The 7525-nt window shown below is 72.4% G+C and carries 1 protein-coding gene; it reads left to right on the top strand.

All coding sequences use genetic code 11. The features are described 5' to 3' along the window. The coding region (locus AOK24_RS36855) for a non-ribosomal peptide synthetase (RefSeq protein WP_159052119.1) at positions 1 to 7525 on the top strand (7525 nt) is incomplete at both ends.

The following is a 7525-nucleotide window of genomic DNA, read 5'->3' as shown; positions in this document are numbered from 1 at the left end:
ACGTACGAGATCTGGGTGCCGCTGCTGAACGGCGGCTGTGTGGTGGTCGCTGATCGGGACTTGAGTGTGTCCGTGGTGCGTGAGGCGGTTCAACTGCACGGTGTCACCGGGATGTTCATGACCACGGCGCTCTTCGGGGCGTTGGTCGAGGAGGACGCGGAGTGTTTCCGGGGGCTGCGTGAGGTGTGGACCGGCGGTGAGGCCGCGTCCGCCGTTGCGATGGCCGGGATGCTGGAGCGGTGCCCCGGTACGGAGTTGGTGCATGTCTACGGGCCGACCGAGGCGACGACCTTCGCGGTGTGCGGAGCGTTGACCGTCGGGGACGTCGGTGAGGGCGCCGTGCCGCTCGGGGGGCCGATGGACGACACCCGGGCCTACGTTCTCGATCATGAGTTGTCGCTGGTCGGGGCCGGTGTCGCCGGTGAGCTGTATCTCGGTGGCGACGGGTTGGCTCGTGGGTACTTCGGGCGGGCCGGGCTGACTGCTGAGCGGTTCGTGGCCGATCCGTTCGTGCCGGGGCAGCGGCTGTACCGCTCGGGTGATGTGGTGCGGTGGCGTTCTGATGGTCGGCTGGAGTTCTTGGGGCGTGGTGACGATCAGGTCAAGATCCGGGGTTTCCGGATCGAACTTGCCGAGATCGAGGCTGTGTTGGGGCGGTGCTCGGGTGTCGGTCAGGTGACGGTCGTTGCGCGGGAGGATCAGCCGGGTGTGAAGCGTCTGGTGGCGTACGTCGTCGGTGAGGCGGATGTTGAGGGGTGGCGTGCTCAACTCGCGGCTGTGCTGCCGGAGTACATGGTTCCGTCGGCTTTCGTGGTCCTGGACGCGCTGCCGCTGACGGTCAATGGCAAGGTTGATCGGCGTGCTCTTTCCGTGCCTGAGTTCGTGCGGGAGCGGTACGTCGCTCCGCGTACCCCGGTCGAGGAGACGCTCGCCGGGATCTGGGCCGATGTCCTGGGGGCCGAGGGGATCGGGGTGCACGACAACTTCTTCGAGCTGGGCGGTGATTCGATCACCAGCCTGCGGGTCACCTCCCGCCTGCGCGCCGCTCTCGGTGCCGACCTCTCCCCTCGGGCGCTGTTCGACCATCCGACCATCGCTGCCCTGGCCGCTGCCCTTCCGGCCGGCGGCCACTCCGACGCCATCACCCGCCGAGTCGCCACCGAATTCCCGCTGTCCTTCGCGCAGGAACGCCTCTGGTTCCTCGACGACTTCGCCCCCGGCGGCACCGAGTACAACACCGGGCTCGCGCTGCGGCTGACGGGGGAGTTGGACCTTGTCGCGCTCCAGGCCGCCGTGGACGGGGTGGTCGCGCGGCACGACGTGTTGCGGACCACCCTGGAGTCCGTGGCGGGGGAGGGGCGGCAGCGGGTGCTGCCGAGTCTCGTCGTTCCGGTACGGCGTGCCGATGTGTCCGAGGTCGCCGCGGAGGAACGGGGCGCGGCGCTCGACCGGCTGCTCGGGGCCGAGCAGGGCACGCCGTTCGATCTGTGTGAAGGCCCGTTGATCCGGGTGCTGTTGGTGAAGGTCGACGCCGGTGAGCAGGTGCTCGTGCTCTCGGTGCACCACATAGTGACCGACGGGTGGTCGATGGGGGTGATCGTGCGTGAGCTGGGCGAGTTGTACAGCGGGCGGGCGGCGCTCCCTGAGCTGCCCGTGCGGTACGGGGACTACGCCGTGTGGCAGCGGGAGCGGCTGCGGCGGGGTGAGCTGGATGGCCAACTCGCTTACTGGCGATCCCAGTTGGCTGGGGTGGAGCCGTTGGAGCTGCCTACGGATCGGCCCCGGCCGAGCGTGCGGACGGGCGCGGGGGCGATGCACACGTTCCGGGTGCCCGCGCGGCTGGTCGCGGAGCTGGGGGAGGTGGCTCGGGGGCAGGGGGCGAGTCTCTTCATGACGCTGACCGCTGTCACCCAGCTTCTGTTGTCGCGGTACAGCGGGCAGTCCGACATCGCCATCGGCACGGTGACCTCCGGGCGGGAGCGGGCCGAACTGGAGGGGCTGGTCGGGTTCTTCGTCAACACGCTGGTCCTGCGCTCCCGGATCGACGAGTCGCTGACGTTCGGCGCTCTGCTCGCCGACGTCAGGTCCACCGTCCTGGACGCCTTCGCCCACCAGGACGTGCCGTTCGGCGAACTCGTCGACGCGCTGGCCCCTGAGCGCGACACGAGCCGTACCCCGCTGGTGCAGGCCATGGTGAGCCTCCAGAACACCCCGGACGCCCCTCTCACGCTCCCTGGCCTGGACGTGGCACCTGTCGAAGTGCCGCGCGCCACCGCGCAGTTCGACCTCACCTTCGGTTTCAGGGAGGACGCCGAAGGGGTTCGAGCGGCGGCCGAGTACAGCACCGACCTGTTCGACGCCGACACCGTCGCGCGGCTTGCGGACCACTGGCTGGCGCTGGCGCAGGCGCTGACCTCCGCGCCGGAAGCCGCCCTGCACAAGGCGCACTTGGCCGCCCTGCAGGAGCGCCCGGCGCCCGGTGTCCCCGCTCTCTCGATCCCCGAGCTGTTCGCCCGGCAGGTCGCGGCGGCCCCCGGCGCCCCCGCCGTCCTGCACAGCCTGTCGTACGCGGAACTCGACGCCCGCGCCAACCAGTTGGCCCACCACCTGCTGAACCGCGGTGTCACCCCCGGCACTCGGGTCGCCCTGCTCCTGCCCCGCTCGGTGGACCAGGTCTGCGCGGTCCTCGGCGTCCTCAAGGCGGGCGCCACCTACGTGCCGGTCGACCCCGCCTACCCCGCCGACCGCATCGCGTACATGCTCGGCGACAGTGCCGTGCCGCTCGTCCTCACCCGGCGAGACCTCGCGCCCAGTGGTGTACACGCCCTTCTCCTCGACGACCCGGAGACGATCCGTGTCCTCGCGGAGCAGGAGACGACCGACCCCGGCGTCCGTGTCCCGCCGTCCGCAGGCGCGTACGTCATCTACACCTCCGGGTCGACCGGCCGCCCCAAGGGCGTCGTCGTCACCCACGCCGGTGTCGCCGGGCTGCTGGCGGCCCAGGTCGAACGGCTCGATGTCGGGCCGGGGGCGCGGGTGTTGCAGTTCGCGTCGCCGGGATTCGACGCGTCCTGGTGGGAGCTGTGCATGGCGCTGCTGTCCGGCGCCGCGCTGGTCGTGGACGAGTCGCAGGAGGAGTGGGGCGACCGGCTGGGGCGGGTGGTCGCCGAGTCCGGCGTCACCCACGCCACGCTGCCCCCCGCGCTCGTCGCCGCCCTGGACGAGGGGGAGTTGCCGCCCGTCCTGGTCGTCGCCGGGGAGGCGTGCCCGCCGGACGTCGTCGCGCGGTGCGCACCCGGCCGGCGGATGATCAACGCCTACGGGCCCACCGAGACGACGGTGTGCGCGACGATGAGCGCCCCCCTCCCGCCTGCCGCCTCGACTCCCCCCATCGGCACGGCCCTCGCCGGGAGCGCCGTACACGTCCTGGACGACTGGCTGCGCCCCGTCCCGGTCGGCGTCGCGGGCGAACTCCACGTCTCAGGGCCCGGACTGGCGCGCGGCTACCTCGGCCGGCCGGCCCTCACCTCCACCCGCTTCGTCGCCGACCCGGCCGGCACCGGCGAGCGGTTCTACCGCACCGGTGACGTCGTACGGCGGCGCGGGGACGGGCAGTTGGAGTTCGTCGGCCGGAGTGACGACCAGGTGAAGATCCGCGGCTTCCGCGTCGAGCCCAGGGAGGTCGAGTCCGTCCTCGTCCGCCACCCCGCGGTGGACCAGGCCGTCGTCCTCGCCCACGCCGCCCGGCTGATCGCGTACGCCGTCCCTGCTCCGGACGCGACCGTGCACGCCGCTGAACTGCGCGCCCACGCCGCCGCCGTACTCCCCGAGTACATGGTCCCCTCGGCGTTCGTCACCCTCGACGCGATCCCGCTCAACGCCAACGGCAAGGTCGACCGGGCCGCGCTGCCCGAGCCCGAGGGCCCCGGAACCGACCAGTACACGGCGCCGCGCACCGAGTCCGAGCGGGTGCTCGTGGACATCTGGACCGAGGTCCTGGGCGCCCGGCGCGTAGGCGTCCACGACAACTTCTTCGACCTCGGCGGCGACTCCGTCCTCAGCATCCAGGCCGTCTCCCGCGCCCGCCGCGCCGGACTCGACCTCTCCTCCCGCGACCTCTTCGCCCACCAGACCGTCGCCGCCCTCGCGGCCTCGGCCAGCCGCACCGGCGACGTCCTCGCCGAACAGGGCACGGTCCACGGCGAGTTGGCCGCCACCCCGATCCGTGACTGGTTCTTCGCCACTCACCCCGTGGCCCCGGACCACTTCACCATGTCCGTCTCCTACGAACTCGCCGACGACCTCGACGTCACCGCCCTGCGCACCGCCGTCGCTGCCGTCCTCGCCCAACACGACGCGCTCCGCACGGTGTTCACCGACCCTCGTACCGCGTACGTCGAGGAGTCGGCCGACGCGGACCGCGTCCTGACCGTCCACGACCTCACCGGCGCCCCCGGCACCCCCGCCCCGGACGCCACCTGGCACGCGGTGACCGCACACGTACAGGCGGCGTTCCGGCTGGACCGGGGGCCGCTGCTGCGGGTCGTGGCCTGGCTGCCGGGCGGCGGCGGACGCCCGCGCGTCCTGTTCACCGCCCACCACCTCGTCGTCGACACCGTCTCGTGGGGCATCCTCCTGGAGGACGTCGCCACCGCCTACGCCCAGGCCGTCGCGGGCCGGCCCGTCGACCTCGGAGCCAAGACGACCTCCGTACGGCAGTGGGCCGACCGCCTCGACTCCCATACGGCGGGCGGCGGTTTCGACGCCGAGGCCGACTACTGGACGGCCGCGCTGGCGGGCGCCCCCACCGAACTCCCCGTCGACCTGCCGGGCGACGGCGACACCGTCGCCGACCAGGACACCGTGCTCGTCGCGCTGAGCGCCGAGGACACCGAGTCCCTCCTCCAGCGCGTCCCCGCCGTCCACCGCACCCGCGTCGACGAGGTCCTCCTCACGGCGCTGGCCCGCGTCCTGCGCGACTGGACCGGCCGCGACCGCACCGCGATCCACCTGGAGAGCCACGGCCGTACGGACCTCTTCGCCGACGTCGACCTCACCCGCACCGTCGGCTGGTTCACCTCCCTGTACCCGGTCGCTCTCGCCCTGCCCGCAGGCGACGACTGGCGGGAGGCGGTCACCGCTGTCAAGGAGCAACTGCGCGCCGTGCCGCACCGAGGCGTCGGATACGGCGCGCTGCGCCACCCGGGCCGCGCCCTCACCGACCTGCCCGAGCCGCGCATCAGCTTCAACTACCACGGCCGTTCGGCCCGTCCCGGCGGCCTCTACGGGGCGGAACTCCCCGTGGCGGGCGCGGATCACAGCGGGCGCGAGCGGCGCACCCACCTCCTTGATGTCACCGGCGGCCTCCAGGACGGCCGGCTGACCTTCGCCTGGACGTACGCGCGAACCCGCCACCACCGGTCCACCGTCGAGGAGTTGGCCCGCCGTTTCACCATCGAGCTGACGGCGTTCGTCGCGCACTGCGCCGAACCCGGCGCGGGCGGCTGCGGCCCCTCGGACTTCCCGCTGGTCGCCCTCACCCAGGACGAGGTCGACCACCTCGTCGGGGACGGCCGTGCGGTCGAGGACGTCCACCCGCTCACCCCGCTCCAGGAGGGTATGCTCTTCCACTCCCTCTCCGACCCGTCCGAACAGGGCGCGTACCTCGAGCAGTTCGCGTGCGTCCTCGACGGCGACCCCGACACCGTCGCCGCCGCCTGGCAGCGCGCCGTGGACCGCACCGATGCCCTGCGTGTCTCGGTGGCCTGGGAGGAGGTCTCCCGCCCGGTGCTGATCGTGCACCGCGAGGCCCGGCTCCCCGTCGCGATCCACGACTGGACCGACTGCGCGGACGACACCGAACGTGCCGCCCGCGTCGAGCAGTTGATGGAACAGGAGCGCCTGCGCGGCCTCGACCTGACGGCCGCCCCGCTGCAACGCGTCCACCTCGCCCGCCTCCCGGACCACGGCGTCCAGGTCGTGTGGACCTTCCACCACCTGATCCTCGACGGCTGGAGCAGCGCCGCCCTCCTCACCGACATCGTCACCGGCCACACCCCGCCGCGCGGCGCCTTCCGCACGTACCTGCGCTGGCTCGCCGACCGGGACCAGGAAGAAGGCCGCGCGTACTGGCGGGAGAGGCTCGCCGGATTCACGGAGCCGGTCTCCCTCCCGTACGACCACCACGCCGAGTGGGGCCGGTCCACGGAACGCCTCGCCGTACCTCTCCCCGACGAGGTCGCCGTGAAGGCGACGGAGTTCGCGCGCCGCCACCGGGTCACCGTCAACACCCTCGTCCAGGGCGCCTGGGCGGCCCTGCTGGCGGCGTACTCCGGCACCCGCGACGTGGTCTTCGGCGCCACGGTCTCCGGCCGGCCGGCCGAACTCCCGGGCGCCGAGGACATCCTGGGCCTGTTCATCAACACCCTGCCCGTCCGGGTGACCGTCGACCGGGACCAGCCGGTCGCCGACTGGCTGCGCGCCCTGCACACCGCCCAGACCGAGGCACGCGCCCACGAGTACGTCGCCCTGTCCGCGATCGAGACCGAACTCCCGCCGGACGCCTCGCTGTTCGACAGCCTGGTGGTGTTCGAGAACTATCCGGTGGACGCGGACGGCGCCGCCCTGCGGGACGTACGGGCCGTCGAGTCCACCAACTTCGCCCTCACCCTCGTCGCGGGAGCCGCCGACCGACTGAGCATGACCCTCGCCTACGACCCCGCGCGCTTCCTGCCGCAGACGGCACGGCGGCTCGCCGGCCATCTCGCCCTGACGCTGGGCGCGTTGCTCGAGGAACCCCAACGGGCCGTGGGCGCACTGCCGTTGGTGAGCCGCGAGGAACGCGCACTGGTGGTGGACACCTGGGCGGACGGCGGCGGGACGGCACCCGGGAGGTCCGTGGTGGACGCGTTCGGGGAGTGGGCCGCCCGCACTCCGGACGCCGTCGCCGTCGTGTGCGGTGACATCACCCTCACCTACGGGGAGTTGGCCGAGCGGTCCGAGCGGCTGGCCCGGGTCCTGGCGGGCCGTGGGGTCGGGGTGGAGTCCCGGGTCGGGCTGCACATGTCCCGGTCCGTGGACGTCCTGGTCGCGATGCTGGGCGTATTGAAGGCGGGAGCGCTGTACGTGCCCGTCAACACGGCGCTCCCCGAGGAGCGCATCCGGCAGATCATGGCCGACAGCGGCACCGAACTCGTACTGACCGGAGGGGAGTTGACCGGCGCCGAAGGGGAACTGCCGTCCGTGTCGGCGGACTCGCTGGCGTATGTGATGTTCACGTCCGGCTCGACCGGGCGGCCCAAGGGAGTTGCTGTCACGCAGAGCGCGGTGGTGGCGTTGGCCGCTGACGCCCGGTTCGCCGGGCATGAGCGGGTGTTGTTCCATTCGCCGCACTCCTTCGACGCGGCGACGTACGAGATCTGGGTGCCGCTGCTGAACGGCGGCTGTGTCGTCGTCGCCGAACACGAACTGAGTGCGCCCGTCGTCCGCCGAGCGGTGCAACGCGATGGTGTGACCGGGATGTGGG

The sequence above is a fragment of the Streptomyces niveiscabiei genome (assembly GCF_001419795.1).
GTDB classification, from domain to species: Bacteria; Actinomycetota; Actinomycetes; order Streptomycetales; family Streptomycetaceae; genus Streptomyces; species Streptomyces niveiscabiei.
Note: the sequence above shows the minus strand (reverse complement) of the source record. Positions and strands in the feature narration are given on the sequence as shown.